Here is a 14280-nt window from a genome sequence, read left to right on the forward strand (position 1 = left end):
CCTGTAGGTTGGGTGTGGTTTCCATCCCAAAATCCTAAGGCATGGGTGGAGGGGTGCGGAATGTCGGCTAGAATGAAGCACCAAGGGATTTGTAGTCACACAGGTCTTGGTTTGCTAAGTTCTTATGCATTTTTTTGTTTCTGAACAGACCAGAGCGATTGCGGCGCAACCGCACTGGGTGCTGGCGGCTACCGCGGGGGGCATTTTGCTGGGCGTGGCTGAACCAGAGCTGCGCCTGGGGCTGCTGTTGGGCATGGGGCTGTTTGTGCTTTTGTGGTGCAGCCGCTACCGCGATGGCTTTTTGTGGTTCGCTGCTTTTCCCGGCCTGGTGCACCTGCTCACCCCCCTGGCTTCCTGGGAAGCGGCCTGGCCCTACTGGTTCCAAACCACCTTTCTGCTGTGGGTTTTTGGCCTGATGGTGGGCAGGTTTCAGCGGCAGGAGCGCTGGGCTGTGGGGCCGGGGTTGGGCCTCTTGCTGCTGTACCCCTCGGGGCTGGTGCTGGCTTTGCTTTTGGGTTTGCATCTGGCCTGGGGTCTGGTGCGGGAGTTTTTGCTGGCCCAGAGCCTGGGACGCAGGTTTTGCTGGCGCCCTGCGGGGCTTTTGGCCTTGGGGCTAAGCGGTGCTCTTTTTTTCCTCGGGCTTGGGTTTGTGCAGCTAAACTGGCCGGGCTTTCCAGACCTTATCGAGCAGAGCCGACCCCTCGAGTTGCCCGTAGCCCCTGCCCTGCCAGAAGCCCCGGGGGCCTCCGGGCCGGCGGTGCGCTGGGTGCAACCTGCGGGCTCGCCCCTAAAGCCCTGGCTGCCGCTCTTGAACCGCGCCCTGGAGGGGTTGCAGCTTGCCATGTTGCTGATTCTGGCCCTGGTGCTGGTTGCGGCCTTTTGGGGCCACCGGGCCAGGGGTGGGGCGGTTCGGGGCTCCTTTGTGCTGCCGGTGCTGGCGGTGGCCCTTACCTGGGTTTTGCTGCTGGCGGGCCTTAGGGGCAGCAGCCAGGGGGGTGGGTTTGCCTCGCCGGGCGGGCTCGAGCGCCCGACCGCCCCTCTGCTGGAATGGCAGGAGCGCGCGGTGCCCCCTGGCTTTACCGAGACCGGCTATTTGCTGGCTTTCTTGATGGCCTTGGGGGGCTTCTTTTTGCTGCTGGGCCTGCTGTACGGGGTGTGGCGCTTGCGGCAAACCGAGGCGGGCGAGCTTCCTACCCCACCCCTCCCAGGTCAGCCCCGAACACCCCGCCTGGCCCCAACCGACCCCATCCGCCAGGCCTACTGGACTTTCGAGCAGCGCATGCGCCAACTGGGTCTGCCCAGGCCTCCTTCGGTGAGCCCAGCCCGCTACGTGGAAGAGGTTTCGGCCCGCCAGCCTCAGGTAAAGGCCATGTTGTCGCGGCTGCTCGAGCTCTACCAGCAGGTGCGCTATGGGGGAAGGCGGCTGCCCCAACACGCCCTGGAAGCCCGACAGCTGGCCGAGGAGATACCCCGGAGGTTTCCACCCCCATGATTGCAACCTGGTACCGGCGTATTAATCAACAGATCGAACAGGCCATTGTGGGCAAAGCAGAGGTCATTCAAGAAGCCCTGGCCGCGCTCCTGGCCGGAGGACACCTGCTGCTGGAGGATGTACCGGGAACGGGCAAAACCACCCTGGCACGGGTGCTGGCCCGCAGCCTGGGCCTGCCGTACCGCCGGGTGCAGATGACCCCCGACCTGCTGCCCAGCGACCTGACCGGGGTTTATATCTACCACAACGGCGAGTTTCGTTTTCGTCCGGGGCCTATCTTTACCGGGGTGCTGCTGGCCGACGAGCTGAACCGCGCCACGCCCAAGACCCAGTCGGCCCTGCTTGAGGCCATGCAGGAAGGCCAGGTCACCCTGGAGGGCGAGACCCACCCCCTGCCCCGGCCCTTCTGGGTGATTGCCACGCAAAACCCCATCGAACAGGAGGGCACCTACCGTCTGCCCGAGGCCCAGCTCGACCGCTTTATGTGTCGGCTGCGCCTGCAATATCCCGAACCCGAAGCCGAGCGGGAGATTTTGCGCCGCCTGAGGGAGGCCAGCCTGGAAGAGGCCCTGCAACCCCTTAGCAGCGCAGAGGAGATTGTGGCGCTGCAACAGCAGGTTCGCCGGGTACACCTCGAGCCCGACCTCGAGGACTACCTGCTGGCCATCGTCCAGGCCACACGGCAAGCACCCCAGGTCTTGCTGGGGGCCAGCCCCAGAGCCGCCCTGGCTTTGCAGCGCTTTGCCCAGGCCAAAGCCGCCCTGGCTGGGCGCGATTTTGTCTTGCCGGACGATATTCAAAGTGCGGTTGTGCCGGTGCTGGCCCACCGCCTGCTGCTGCACTACGAGGCCCGGCTCGAGGGGGCCAAAGCCGAGCAGATCTTGGAGGAAATCAAGCAGCACATCCCGGTTCCGGTGGAGGTTTGAGCGAACCCATGTGGCCTTGGTTGCTGCCGCTGTTCCTTGCGGCTTTGCTGGTGCTGGGGCCGCGCTGGGCGCGGGCGCGCTGTGCTGTTGTGGCCTCTAAGCCTTTCCTGTTTTCGGGCCAGAGGGCCGAAGCCCAGCTCCAGCTTGTGCTCCAGAGCTGGGTTCCTCTGTACGTCCGGGTGGAAGGGGAAGGCTCGGCCCCGCTGGGGGTGCTGGCCTGGGGCGGGCGGGCCCTGGTGTGGGGAGAATGGCGTCTAGAACAAGCCATCGCACTGCTGGCCCGGCGTCGGGGGGAGCATGCCCTGCCGGCGGTGCGGCTGTTTGTGCGCGATGTGCTGGGGGCGCTCGAGCGGGAGGTAGAAGTCCGTCTGGAGCGTGGCGCGGTGGTGGTATACCCGGCCATACACCCGGTTTTGCTGCCCAACCTCCGGCGCACCTTGCTGGCCGATGGGCACCCTGCGGTGGGGGGGATGGAGGACGCCACCCGGTTCGTGGGCGTGCGGGCCTACGTCCCTGGCGACTCCCTTCGTCACCTGCACTGGAAGGCTACCGCCCGGCAGGCCCAGCCGATGATGCGGGAGTTTGAGCGGGTCAAGGGCAGTACGGTCTGGTTACACCTGGACTTGCAGGGGGTGGGCAGGACGGGTGCGGTCTACCTCGAGCACGCCACCAGCCTGGCGGCCAGTCTGCTGCGGGCGGCCTGCGAAGATGGGCTGGCGGTGGGGCTATCGCTGGGAGACCGCACCCTGCCGGTGGGTTTTGGCCCTGTGCACGAGCAGCGGCTGCTGGCCGAGCTGGGCCGCGCCCAGCCCCAGCCAGACCCCACGCCCGTGCCCACACCCGACCCCGGCACCAACCTGATTCTGCTGACCATGCTGGCCTCCGGGAAGGTGCTGGAGGGTGCGCTACACGCCAGGGCCCGCTCGGCCCAGGTGCACCTGGTGGCTTTACCAGAGGGTTATTTTCTGTGGCCGGGGGAGAGGGGGCGCAGGGTGTTTGGCCTGAGCGATGGGGTGCAGCGGCTTTTGCAGAAGCGGGCCTATCTGGTGGCAGAGGGCGTGCAGGTGCATATTCTGCGCGGCAACCAGAGCGTTCTGGAGTGGGGAAGCTGACCCTATAGCTCGAGCAAATCCGCCAGGAGGCGGTCGGAGGGGGGGAACAGGGTGCGGCCTGCCGGGGCAGTCCCAACCCGCGATGGTGCGATATATTCGGGCTATGTTTAAGGTGGTGCTGTATCAACCCGAAATACCCCAGAACGCCGGTAATATTGCCCGCACCTGCGCGGCTACCGGGGTCGAACTGCACCTGGTTCGTCCGCTGGGCTTTCAGTGGGGCAGCCCCAAACTCAAGCGGGCCGGACTGGACTACTGGTCCGAGGTGGATTACATCCTGCACGACTCCTGGCAGGCTTTTCTGGAAACCCTGCCCCAAGGTGGCCGGGTCTGGGCCTTTAGCAGCAAGGTGCCGCAGCTGTACACCGAGGTGCAGTACCGCGCGGGTGATTACCTGCTTTTTGGCCCGGAAAGCCGGGGCTTGCCGCCGGAGGTGCTGGAACGTTTTCCTGGGGTAACCATCCCCATGCCCGGTAGGGGCGGACGCTCGCTCAACCTGGCGGTGGCGGTGGGCGTGGGGTTGTACGAGGCCTTACGACAGGTGGGGTGGGGGGCTGGTCACGGCATCTGACGTCTTGGCCAGGTGGGTCAGGGCTGCCCGTAAGGCCTCGATGGACTTCAAAAACTCCGGGATTTCCAGGTGCTCGTTGGGGGTATGGTCGAGGGTGGAGTCGCCCGGCCCGTAGGCCACCATAGGCACTTTCCAGTGGGGGGCCACCACATTCATGTCGGAGGTGCCGGTTTTGTACTTGAACACCGGCTGGCCTCCGGCCTGCCGGATGCCGATGCGCAGGGCGCGGGTGAGGGGGGTGTCCTTGGGGCCCACATAAGGCACCTCACGCCCAGAAAAGTCGAGGTCGAGGATGGGCGGGGCGTAGGCCGAAAGATGGCGGATGGCCTCTTCAACCGAAAGACGGGGGGGCAGGCGCAGGTCGAACTTCATCTCGGCCAGCTGGCGGGTATCGGGATGCTCGATTTTAAAGTCACGCAGGTTGTACTGCACCTGGTTAAAAGGCCCCTGGCCGCCGTTAATGGCCTCGGCCCAGGCCTTGATGCTTACAAAGTAGCTGATGAGTTCCTCGGCGGCGTTGGGCTCGTGGTGGGCCGAGTGGAAGCTGTCCTTCTCGCGCCGAACCCGCACCAGCAGGCGGCCCTTGTAGCCTAGGGTGATGCCCTGCCAGCTCGAGGGCTCCCCAATCACCACATAATGGGGCTTGAGCTTATCCACCACATAGCGCGCCCCTTTAGAACTGGGCACCTCTTCTTCAGTAGCACCCACCACATGGATGGTTAGCTTTTGCAAGACCTCGGGCGCAAGCCCGGCTGCAGCCAGCACAAAGGTCACAAACGGTCCCTTGGCGTCTACCGAGCCCCGGCCAAACAGCTTTTCGCCCTCGAGCCGCACCGGAACCACCCCCGGCACGGTGTCGATATGCCCCAGCAGCACCACCTGCACCGGCCCCGTGCCGATCTGGCCTCGAGCGTTGTCGGCTTCGTCTACCCAGGCCTTGGCATAGCCCAGCTTTTTCATGCCCTCGACCAGGTATGCCGCAACTGCGCGCTCCTGCCCCGAAACCGAAGGAATCTCGAGGGCGCCTTTCAAAAACTCGACAGGATCCAGACTTATGCCACTATCCATAAAAAAGCTTCTCAGAGCGGCTTTAGTCCGCTCCAGGTTAGCATAGCATTTTGTGGGCCTGGCCCACCTTTGCTGCAAGGTACTTTTGAGGAGGCTGCGGGCTTTCCCATGAGAAAGCGTTGCAGTGCCCCTTGACTTCTCGCAAAATTCTTTAGAATAAGAACCAGTTTGGCGGCTTTGTCTGTTTAACCCAAGCCCAACCAACGGAGGAAACCATGCCCCATGTGATTGTTGAACCCTGCATCGGCACCAAGGACAAGTCCTGTGTCGAAGTCTGTCCGGTTGAGTGCATCTACGACGGCGGAGACCAGTTCTACATCCACCCCGACGAGTGCATCGACTGCGGTGCTTGCGTGCCGGCCTGCCCGGTCTCGGCCATCTACCCCGAAGAAGACGTGCCCGAGCAATGGCACGACTACATCGCCAAAAACCGCAAGCTGGCGGGCCTCGAGTAATACCAAGAGCGAACAGTCGCCTCCAGGGGCGGCTGTTTGTTCTTTTTAAGCGACGGTGGCGAACCAACCCGACCGAAGCTATCCGCATAGCAAAGGGCAAATACTGCCCCTTGGAAGGGAAATGCTTTCTTCGCCCAGCACTGCCAGGGGTGTGCGCTGCTTAGGCAAGCGCAGCAAGCATAGGATTTAAAGGTCTATGGCCCAGCCAGCGCAGCCCGCTTTTTATCGCGGCGAATCCGCCACCACAGGTAGTACACCGCCACTACCCGCAAAAGCATCGAGGCCAGGATGGGCAGGTGGTAGGGGCTGGGAAATAGCTTGAGCTGCTGATGCAGGCTGCCCAGGGCCCCGCCCAGCAGGGAGCCCAGAATTCCCCCTACGGCAAAGGCCATCCAGTACCAGGCCAGGTAGAGGTTGCGCTTTTCCGGCGAGGCGCTTTGCAGGGCCACGTTGGTCAGGGCAGTGCCGATCCCGCCCCAGGCCACAGCGTCGAAGACCGCGGCCATCCAGATGGTCTCGAGGCGGCCCGGCCCGCCGGCCAACCACAATGGGGGCAGCACCAGCGCCGCTACGCTGCTACTAAAGAGCAAAACCTGCCAGTGCCCAATTCGGTCGGCCAGGCGGCCCCACAAGGGGCTTAGCACCAGCCCACAGCTCGCGGCAATCACCGTCCAGAGGCCCACCTGGGTGAAGGTCATCTTCACGTAATCGAGGAACAACGGAAACACAAACGGCCCACCCACACTTACCGCTCCCAAAAATAAGGCCACAAAGCCCAGAAACCCCCGGAAGCGCCGGTCGGAGAGTGGCTCGACAAACTCAAGCAAGCGGGGGGGCGTGCTTTGGCGGGGCGGTTCATATTGCTGGCGCAAAATGACGGTGGCGCTAACCCCTGCAACTACGGCAATGCCCAGGGCCAATAAAAAGCCCCAAGGCTTGCCCAGCACATCGATCAGGCCGCCGGCGGCCAGGTTGCCCAGGGTGCCCACCAGACCCAGCAACCCATTGCGCAGACCAAAATAGCGGCCCCGCTGTTCTTCAGGCACCAGGTCGGCCATCCAGCTTGTCCACAGTACGTTGACCGGGGCTACGATGAGCTGTGAAAGTGCCGCAATGAGCAATACACCTGGAATCCGCCAGGGTTCGGGCATCAAGGGTACGAACAGCACCAGCACAAACAGGCCACGCCCGAAAGCCGAGAGGTTGACGCTCAAATCCTTGCGGCTGCCACGAAAAAAAAGAGCCAGGGGAGCGGCCAACTGCCCTACCAGGGGCAGTGCGCCCAAAATGGCCAGGGCCACGGGGGGCGCACCCAGCCATAGCGCATAGCCGGTCATGACCATGCCGGTGCTCCAGTTGATGAACACGATGGCCAGCACACCCTCCCAGATGGCTAAAATTTGTGAACGACGGGGCTCTCCCCTGGGCGGTGTCACGAGAGTTCATTATTGACCGGCGGGTCAGTTTTGCAAAGGGTGGGCTTCCGCAAAGCGGCATATATCCCAATGCAGGGCCTTCACACCCCGCCAGCAAACTGCTTGCTTGGCCGGGGTTACAGATACCGGTAGTGAACGTCGGGCTCGAGATGGCTGCAATCCTCGGGGGCTGCACGGGCCCGCCCTCGAGCTGCAACTACCCCTCGGCCCGACTGACCCACAGCTCGGCCCGAAGCCCCTGGGGCTGGTTGGGCAAAAGCACCAGCCTGCCCTGGTGGGCCTGGGCCACCTGGGCCACCACCGAGAGGCCCAGCCCATGGCCGGGCACCCGCACCCCAGGTGCGCGATAGAAGGGCTCGGTGGCCCGCTTTAGCACCTCCGGCGGCATTCCGGGGCCCTCGTCGCGCACCCGCAGAATGGCGAAGGCTTGGTCGGGTGTGGTCTCGAGCTCGACCTGCACGGCTGCTTTGGGGGCGTACTTTTGCGCGTTGTTCAAAAGGTTTTCCAGGGCCTGGGCCAGCAGGAAGGGGTCGCCGGACAGCTCCAGGGTTTCGGGCCCCCGGTAGGGCACACCAGCCTGGCTGGCTGCCTCGCGGGCCAGCTGGGCCAGATCCAGCCCCACCTTCTGCCCCCGCCCTTCCCGCGCCAGGGTCAGCAGCGACTCGCTCAGGCGGCTCATCCGCTCGACCTCCTCGCGCACCACGGCCAGGGTTTCCTCGGGCGAGGCCAGCCCTTGCTGCTGTGTGTCGAGTTGCAGGCGCAAGGCGGTGAGGGGGGTGCGCAGCTCGTGGGCGGCGTTGCGGGTGAACTCGGTCTCGCGCTGGCGGAAGGCGTTAAGGCGCTCGAGCATCTGATTGAAGGTCTGACTCAGGTGCAACAGCTCGCCGCTGCCTTCGGTGGGCACCCGCAGGCTCAGGTCGCCCGAGTCGGCCACCCGGCGGGTGGCTTCCTGCAGGTGGCGCAAGGGCCGCAGGGCTGGCCCGCTCACCAGCCAGGCCACCCCAGCGCCCAAGAGCGCCACCACCAGGGCGGTAAAGAGCACGGTCTGCCGGTAGCCGGCCAGGCTGGCCCGCACCTGGCTGGCCTCGAGGGCCCCCTGCAGGTAGATGTTTGGGCCCAGGCGCACGCTTTTGTAGAGCCAGTTTTGCTCGAGCCGGGCCTCGAGGCGGTTCGAGGGGGTGATTTCGCTGGGAAAACGGCCCCACTCCCGCAGCACCACCCCTTCCCGCACCAGCCGGGCATGGGCGATGCTGCCTGCCGGGGCGGGGTTGGGGAGGGTGAAGGAAAGCATGTTGTCGAGGCGCAGGCGCTCCATTGGCATCAAACCCGAAGACGGGGTCTCATCGTTGTTCCGCTCGCGCCGGAAGAGGTGGGGGGGGCCCCGGCGGCCCTCGAGCTGCAGGGCAATGCGGCCCAGATAGGCATCCAGCTCGCGCTCGAGGTTGCCCATCTGCAAGCGCTCGAAGCTGGCATACCCCAAAAAACCCTGCACCAACAAGGCCAGGGCAATGGCCAGGGCAATGAACAGGGCCAGCCGCAGGCGCAGGCTCATGCCTCCACCCCCAGCCGGTAGCCCCCCGGCACGGTGCGCACCACACTGCTGTCCAGCTTGTTGCGCAGGTGATGGATGCACACCTTGACCACCCCCACATCCGAGGCCTCCTCGCCCCAGATGAGGTCGAGCAGCTCTTCTGGGCTATAGATCCGCCCCGGAAACAGAGCCAGCCGCTCCAAGAGGGCGTACTCGCGGGGGGAGAGCTCCACTGCCCGCCCCCCCCAGCGCACGCTGCGGTCGGTCAGGTCGAGCTCGAGGGGGCCCAACTGCACCCGGCTCTGCTTGACCTCGCTCACCCGGCGCAGCAAAGCCCGCACCCGGGCCAGCAACTCCGGCAGATCGAAGGGCTTGACCACATAGTCGTCGCCGCCTTCATCCAGACCCATCACCCGGTCGGCCAGGGCATCGCGGGCGGTCATGAACAGAATAGGGCCTTTGTAGCCGACTGCGCGGGCCTCGCGGGCCAGGATAAAACCCCCATCCTCCGACTCCGGCAGGCGCACGTCCAGAATCATCAAGTCGGGCTCGGCCTCGGCCAAAAGCTCGCGGGCTTCGGTCAGATCGGAAGCATGGCGCACCTGATGCCCCTGGGCCTCCAGGGCCCGCTTGAGGGGGCGGGCAATGTTGGGCTCGTCTTCGACCAGCAAGAGCCGCATGGTTACAGCTTGCATTCTAGGGGTTACGGGCGGGTTATGGGGGGGCCAGCCGCCCAGGGCGCGGGTCTGTCTGGCAAACAGGCCTATCGCACCCTTCACAGACCTTGCCTCACATCCGGGAGGCAACTGTGCTGTGCAATACAAAGCAATCGAGTTGTGAGCGGCTCAATGATTGTGCAGAGCGCTCCAAAATACGCTTATGGCAGGACAACAAAACCCTGTTCCGCAAAGTGGCGGTCGAAGGCAAAGGCATGCCGAATGCCGAGTTCCCGCATCAACAGAAAGCTAACCCAGTCCACCAGGCTTACCTCCCGACGACCGGCCCCCAGCAGGGTGGCCAGGGCCCTTTGATGCAGGGCAAGGCTTACCGGCTTTAGGGTTACGACCTCCAGGAGTTCCTCCAGTGCTCGCACTGCCTCCAAACCCAACCGGCGCTGAGCAAGGGCTACGGCCTCTACCCCCACATAAAGGTGGGTTACCAGGGGGGTGTCCTCTTCCAGCAGCCGTTCCCACGTGGCCCTGGCGGCCAGGTGGTTGCTGTCGTCCCGATCCAGCAGCGCATAGATTGCCGAGGTATCAACGAGGGTCAAAAGCATCCTCCAGATAGCGATCGTGGGCCTGGCTCACGTCCTGCAGGCCTGATGCGAAGCGCCCCACAGCGCTGAGCGCACGCTCTTTTTTCCACCTGCGTGCTTGCTCGGTATCCTGAAGCATCTGATCTACGGCTCTGCGGATGACTTCAGCGATTGAGATACCCTCCTGATGGGCCAACTCGCGAATACGGCGCAGCTGGTCTTGCTCGAGCTGTATCTGGGTTCTGACCATGCTTAAATGGTAGCAAAATAAGATTACATGACATCGTCTCAATCGTGGCGGCCCGCACATGGGCCAAAACAGCCCGGCGCAAACCCCCATGAGAAACCCTCTCAGCGTGTCGTAACTGCGCTGTAACCGCCCTGCCGCAAACTTCTTTGTGGGAAAGCAAAAAAGGCTTTCCAGCCGAAGGAGGAAGGTATGAACAAAACCATGAAAACCCTGTTGGTGGCCTCGAGCCTGGCTGTGGCGGGCGCCTTTGCCCAGCAGACTCCAGCACCCCAGCCCATGCCGATGCAGCCCAGGGCCATGCAGCGCATGATGAAAGCCCCCATGGGCCTGATCGGTAACCTCTATTTCAGCGCGGCCCAGTTCCTGGGCGTAACCCCTGCCGAGCTGGCGGTTTTGAGCGGGGGCAACAAAACCCTGGCCCAACTGGCTACCGAACTCGGTAAGACCCCGGCAGCCCTCGAGGCCGCCCTGGTGACGGCCCGCAACCAGGCCATCGACCAGGCCGTGCAGGCCCAGCGCCTCACCACCGAGCAGGCCAACGCGCTCAAGGCCAGCAGCCAGGCTGTAGCCAAGGCCTTCCTGAGCCAGCCCGTGCAACTGCGCATGGGGATGGCCGGTCGCGATGGACGGGGACCCAGGGGGTGGTGGCGCTAAGTGTCTCCATAAGCGAAATGCAAGATGCCGTACCGAAAGTTCGCTTTTAGGAATTGCGCCAGGTATGCATTGACTCATTCCGCTGGTTTTGCCAATCTGCCCTGGCGCAACTTAGACCCCTCGAGGCCGACCGGGGCGTGTGGTTGACCCCTCAACCACACGCCCCTCTTTTATCCCCAGCCTTCAGACTGGAAAACCTTTCTTCCTAACCCATTTACCACTTTTTGCGCCCAGAATGTAGGTCAAGCGGGAGGCTGGTATGGATAACGACGATAAACCGATTGGAACCATTTTGAACCGCCGCAAGGTGCTGGCTGCCCTGGGCTTGGCGGGGGTGGGTGGGCTTTTCGGATCAAAGGCCAGCGCACAGAACGCGCTGCCCTCCTGCATTGTGCGCCCGGCCCAGACCGAGGGGCCTTTTTTTGTGGACACCCAGCTTAACCGCTCCGACATCCGCCCCGACCCGGTCACGGGTGTGGTGAAGCCGGGGGTTCCCCTGGTGTTGCGCTTTGTGGTCTCTAGGGTCTCGAGCAGCGGATGCACTTTGTTGCCGGGGTCTATGGTGGACATCTGGCAGTGTGATGCCCAGGGTATCTACTCTGGGGTGCAGGATCGCTTTGCCGACACCCGGGGGCAGAAGTGGCTGCGCGGCCACCAGATCACCAATGCCCAGGGGGTGGCCGAGTTCACCACCATCTACCCTGGCTGGTATCCGGGCCGCACCGTGCACATCCACTTCAAAATCCGCTACCAGAACCGCGACTTCACCTCCCAGCTCTTCTTCGACGATGCCCTGAGCGACCGCATCCTGGCCAACCCGCCCTATGCAAAAGCGGGCACCCGCACCCGCAACGCCAACGACGGCATCTACCGCAACGGCGGCAGCCAGCTCCTGCTCAACCTGACCCCCAGCGGGGCGGGGTATGCGGCCACCTTCGATATCGGCCTGAACCTCTAAGCGGATAAAAATCCTCTTGACTTGTTCTCATTCTGGGGCCCCCATCTGAAGCGCGGGCAGTAAGGAACCCGAGAGATCATCCTGCGCTCACCTGCCCTCAGGCGGAACGATTCAGGCGGGGTTCAAGCGACTGCCCGCCGAAAGCGCATGGGCGATAAAACCAGCCAGGGCGGCAAACCCCACCCCGGTGCGGGCCTGGCCGGTCTCGGGGTCGAAGGACTCGGGGGCGTAGCCCTGGTCGAGGGGGGCCTGCTCGAGCACCATCAGTGCGTCGCCCGCAGGCCGCATCAACCCCGAAAGAATCCGGTTGGCTAAAGCAAAGCCCGAGGGAAAGGGAAAGTGGGCCGAGCCTTCGCCGGGAAAGCGCCCTTTGTAGTGGTGGGGGTTGTCGTTTCCCAGAATCCAGAGCGCGGTGGCCTGCCAGATGGGGTCCTGGCGGCTGCAAAAGCCCAGGTGGGGGAGCAAAAGCAGGCTGCCCGCAGGCTCGTCGGAAAAGGTGTGGGCGCCCCCCGGCTCGAAGCTAAAGACAAAGCGCCCGTTGCGCTCGGCCTGGCGGTAGAGGGTCTCGCGGATGGCGCGGGCCTCGAGCTTCAGTGCCTCACCGCCCTGCCAGAAGGGCGAGAGGCGCTCCAGGGCCACCGCCCACAGGGCGTTGTCGTAGGTCAGGTAGGGCTCTTTTACCGGGTCGTCGGTGGGGGAGAGGAAGGTGCGGTAGAGGGGCAGCGAGGGGTGGCGCTCCTCGGCCACCCGGGCCAGCACCCCCTCCAGCGGCTCGCGCAGCTCGTTCACCAGTTCAGGGTTGGGGCCGGTGGCCTCGAGGTAGCGGGCCAGCGCCAGCGGATAAGCCGCAGCCTGGTCGAGCTCAAAACCGGGGTACAGGGGCGGCCCAGCCAGGTACTGCGCGTGCTCCCCCGGCCAGCGGGCCTGGCGGCGGAAAGCCGCTTTGAGCACCTCCCTGGCCCGCTTGCGGTCGGCCTTGAGCAGGGCCGGGAAAAACCACAAAAGCGCGTCGCGGGCCCAGTAGGCCCCCGAGACGTAGTAGTGGGGGCTCCTCGAGGTCAGCAGCACCGGCTCGCCTTCCAGGGTGTCGGCCTGGGCGTAGAAGTAGCTGAACAGGAGGTGCCGCCGGTAGACCTCGTAGAGGGGGCCTGTGTAGTTGGTGGTCAGAAGGGCCAGCTTGTGCAGGGTCTTGCGCAGCAGGCCCTCCCAGCCCACGCGTCGCAGGTGCAGGGCGGTGGTGCGGGCCCCGTCGGCCTCGGGGGCCAGGCCCAGGTAGAGCGTGACCGGGCCATGCGCCCACTCCAGCACAAACTGGGGGCCCCAGTCTATTCGGGTAGGGGGAGGGTCGGCCTGCCAGCCCAGCGCCAACAGAGTGCGATCAGTGCGGGCTTCCAACACATAGCTGCCGGTCCAGGCATCGTGCCCGGTGCGGAAAGCGGCCTCGAGCTTCTCTTCCCTAAAACGCCTAAGACCCAGGTACTCCAGGTTGCCCGCTACCTGAAGGGGGCCACTTTGTTTGGGCTCCAGCCTGAGCGCCAGCCCCCGCTCACCGTAGGGGGCTAAGAGCGTAACCGTAAGGTGGGCGTTCTCCCAGATGGGAATCCAGTCCGACAGGCGCGAAGCCTGCCAGCCCTGGCCGGACACCTCCAGCAAGGGCTCCCCCACCCAGTCCAGCAGCCCATTGAGGGCCAGCGAGGCCACCCCCAGGCGCGTGAGGGAGGGGGCATGGGGGCTGGCTTCCACGTGCACCTCGAGGTTGCCGGTGGGCAGGTGCGCGGGAGGGGTGTCCAGGATGGGGGCAGGCGTCATCAGTTCCATAACGGCAGCTCACTGCTTTTTGAGCTTATCGAAATAGACCCACACCCAGTACAGTGCCAGCAATACCAAGAGCACAAACAGCACCGTCACAATACCCCGCAGCCAGTCGGCAAACATCACCCCCACCAGCACCCCAGCGGCAAAACCAAGCAGGTGCCCGCGGTAGCGCCGGGCCAGTGTGCGAATAAGGGGTCGGTTCATGGGGGTCGCTAAAGCTCTGGGTGGGCCTGCAGGTTAAAGTTGCCGTGCGCGATCAGCTCCGCGCGGCGGCGGTCGCCCTCCCAGCTCAAGCGAACCTCGAGGCTATCCCCAAACACCTCGGGCTTGCCCCATTCGATGAGCACCAGGCGGGCCTCGGGCAGGTAGTCCTCCAGGCCCAGGTGGTATAGCTCCTCCTGGTCGGCCATGCGGTAGGCGTCTATATGAACCACCAGGCCCTCTGGGGTGGGGTACTCGTGAATCAGGGTGTAGGTGGGGCTGGTGACCTCGCCCTGGAACCCCAGGGCCTGGGCGATGAATTGCACCAGGGTGGTCTTGCCCACACCCATCGGCCCCGTAAGCAGCACCAGCGCCCCTTCGGGCAGGGCCCGCACAAGCCTTTGAGCAAGCGAACGGGTGTCCTCCAGGCGCTCCAGCAGCACGCCTCCTAGCTTACCCTGTTGGCCTTACGCAGACCAGCCGGCTTGAAATGCGTAGGGTGCATCTCAGCAATTCCGTACAGGGAAAGCCTTCCACCTTAGGGCCTCGAAGGCCA

16 protein-coding genes are annotated in these 14280 nt (G+C 64.3%); 7 read left to right on the top strand and 9 right to left on the bottom strand.

The window, feature by feature from the left end:
* Positions 1 to 124: 124 nt before the first annotated feature.
* The 4 genes from ABWU19_RS11760 (at position 125) to ABWU19_RS11775 (ending at position 4101) form a co-directional block, all read left to right on the top strand.
* Complete coding sequence (locus ABWU19_RS11760; RefSeq protein ID WP_435901872.1) at positions 125 to 1492, top strand: DUF4129 domain-containing protein; 1368 nt, start codon at positions 125 to 127, stop codon at positions 1490 to 1492.
* The gene (locus tag ABWU19_RS11765; protein WP_435901873.1) at positions 1489 to 2418 is read left to right on the top strand and encodes an AAA family ATPase; all 930 of its coding nucleotides are present in this window, start codon (positions 1489 to 1491) and stop codon (positions 2416 to 2418) included. Before ABWU19_RS11760 ends, ABWU19_RS11765 begins: the two co-directional genes overlap by 4 nt.
* An 8-nt stretch (positions 2419 to 2426) precedes the next feature.
* A complete protein-coding gene (locus tag ABWU19_RS11770; protein ID WP_435901874.1) occupies positions 2427 to 3530 on the top strand; it encodes a DUF58 domain-containing protein in 1104 nt (367 codons plus the stop codon).
* Between the two features lie 103 nt (positions 3531 to 3633).
* A complete protein-coding gene (locus ABWU19_RS11775) occupies positions 3634 to 4101 on the top strand; it encodes a tRNA (cytidine(34)-2'-O)-methyltransferase (protein ID WP_435901875.1) in 468 nt (155 codons plus the stop codon).
* Here the strand turns inward: ABWU19_RS11775 and ABWU19_RS11780 are convergent.
* Entirely contained in the window at positions 4063 to 5169 is a 1107-nt protein-coding gene (locus ABWU19_RS11780) for a [LysW]-lysine hydrolase (protein WP_435901876.1), read from the bottom strand. The two genes, ABWU19_RS11775 and ABWU19_RS11780, sit on opposite strands and share 39 nt — an antisense overlap.
* A 215-nt stretch (positions 5170 to 5384) precedes the next feature.
* Between ABWU19_RS11780 and ABWU19_RS11785 the strand changes: the two genes are divergently transcribed.
* The gene (locus tag ABWU19_RS11785; protein ID WP_027877285.1) at positions 5385 to 5624 is read left to right on the top strand and encodes a ferredoxin; all 240 of its coding nucleotides are present in this window, start codon (positions 5385 to 5387) and stop codon (positions 5622 to 5624) included.
* Between the two features lie 194 nt (positions 5625 to 5818).
* Here ABWU19_RS11785 and ABWU19_RS11790 read toward each other — a convergent pair whose 3' ends face one another.
* From ABWU19_RS11790 to ABWU19_RS11810, 5 genes are all read right to left on the bottom strand, one after another.
* Entirely contained in the window at positions 5819 to 7060 is a 1242-nt protein-coding gene (locus tag ABWU19_RS11790) for an MFS transporter (RefSeq protein ID WP_435901877.1), read from the bottom strand.
* 196 nt (positions 7061 to 7256) lie between these two features.
* A complete protein-coding gene (locus ABWU19_RS11795) occupies positions 7257 to 8612 on the bottom strand; it encodes a HAMP domain-containing sensor histidine kinase (protein ID WP_435901878.1) in 1356 nt (451 codons plus the stop codon).
* The gene (locus ABWU19_RS11800) at positions 8609 to 9271 is read right to left on the bottom strand and encodes a response regulator transcription factor (RefSeq protein ID WP_435901886.1); all 663 of its coding nucleotides are present in this window, start codon (positions 9269 to 9271) and stop codon (positions 8609 to 8611) included. Before ABWU19_RS11800 ends, ABWU19_RS11795 begins: the two co-directional genes overlap by 4 nt.
* Before the next feature lie 197 nt (positions 9272 to 9468).
* Positions 9469 to 9867, bottom strand: coding sequence for a type II toxin-antitoxin system VapC family toxin (locus ABWU19_RS11805; RefSeq protein ID WP_435901879.1), 399 nt, complete (start codon positions 9865 to 9867; stop codon positions 9469 to 9471).
* A complete protein-coding gene (locus tag ABWU19_RS11810; RefSeq protein ID WP_435901880.1) occupies positions 9848 to 10096 on the bottom strand; it encodes a CopG family transcriptional regulator in 249 nt (82 codons plus the stop codon). Before ABWU19_RS11810 ends, ABWU19_RS11805 begins: the two co-directional genes overlap by 20 nt.
* A 189-nt stretch (positions 10097 to 10285) precedes the next feature.
* Here ABWU19_RS11810 and ABWU19_RS11815 point away from each other — a divergent pair, with 189 nt between their 5' ends.
* Both ABWU19_RS11815 and ABWU19_RS11820 read left to right on the top strand, forming a co-directional pair.
* Positions 10286 to 10750, top strand: a complete 465-nt coding sequence (locus tag ABWU19_RS11815; protein ID WP_435901881.1) for a hypothetical protein — start codon at positions 10286 to 10288, stop codon at positions 10748 to 10750.
* Positions 10751 to 11009: 259 nt separating this feature from the next.
* Complete coding sequence (locus ABWU19_RS11820; RefSeq protein ID WP_435901882.1) at positions 11010 to 11708, top strand: intradiol ring-cleavage dioxygenase; 699 nt, start codon at positions 11010 to 11012, stop codon at positions 11706 to 11708.
* 111 nt (positions 11709 to 11819) lie between these two features.
* Here ABWU19_RS11820 and ABWU19_RS11825 read toward each other — a convergent pair whose 3' ends face one another.
* The 3 genes from ABWU19_RS11825 to tsaE are packed head-to-tail and all read right to left on the bottom strand — an operon-like array spanning position 11820 to position 14167.
* The gene (locus ABWU19_RS11825) at positions 11820 to 13526 is read right to left on the bottom strand and encodes a glycoside hydrolase family 125 protein (protein WP_435901883.1); all 1707 of its coding nucleotides are present in this window, start codon (positions 13524 to 13526) and stop codon (positions 11820 to 11822) included.
* A 9-nt stretch (positions 13527 to 13535) separates the two neighbouring features.
* A complete protein-coding gene (locus ABWU19_RS11830; protein ID WP_435901884.1) occupies positions 13536 to 13727 on the bottom strand; it encodes a hypothetical protein in 192 nt (63 codons plus the stop codon).
* Between the two features lie 8 nt (positions 13728 to 13735).
* Entirely contained in the window at positions 13736 to 14167 is a 432-nt protein-coding gene (gene tsaE / locus ABWU19_RS11835) for a tRNA (adenosine(37)-N6)-threonylcarbamoyltransferase complex ATPase subunit type 1 TsaE (protein WP_435901885.1), read from the bottom strand.
* Between the last annotated feature and the right edge of the window lie 113 nt (positions 14168 to 14280).

It is taken from the genome of Meiothermus cerbereus, assembly GCF_051297115.1.
In the GTDB taxonomy this organism is placed as follows: Bacteria; Deinococcota; Deinococci; order Deinococcales; family Thermaceae; genus Meiothermus; species Meiothermus cerbereus_A.